Raw genomic sequence first — 247 nt, 5'->3', positions numbered from 1 at the left:
CGCCAGGTCCAGGTGCGCGCGCATGGTCTCGTGCAGCGCGGTGATGTCGGAGGAGCCGGTGAGGAGCTTCGGGCGACCGTCGCGCCGCAGCGCTCCGCGGCGCATCTCCGCCCAGTCGATGCCGTCGAGCAGTCGCAGTGCCCCGTACCCGCCCCGGGCGGCCACGACGGCGTCCACGTCCGGGTCCATCCACGCATCGACGAGATCCGAGCGGCGCACATCGTCGGGACCGGCGAGGTACGACGCG

At 73.7% G+C, this 247-nt stretch carries 1 protein-coding gene; it reads right to left on the bottom strand.

Going from position 1 to position 247, the window contains the following annotated elements:
* On the bottom strand, positions 1–247 hold a 247-nt coding region (locus tag R0J87_RS23285), incomplete at both ends, for an LD-carboxypeptidase (protein ID WP_498889340.1).

The organism is Halomonas sp. SIMBA_159, from assembly GCF_046536035.1.
Taxonomy (GTDB): Bacteria; Pseudomonadota; Gammaproteobacteria; order Pseudomonadales; family Halomonadaceae; genus Vreelandella; species Vreelandella venusta_A.
This window is presented reverse-complemented; position numbering and strand designations above follow the sequence as displayed.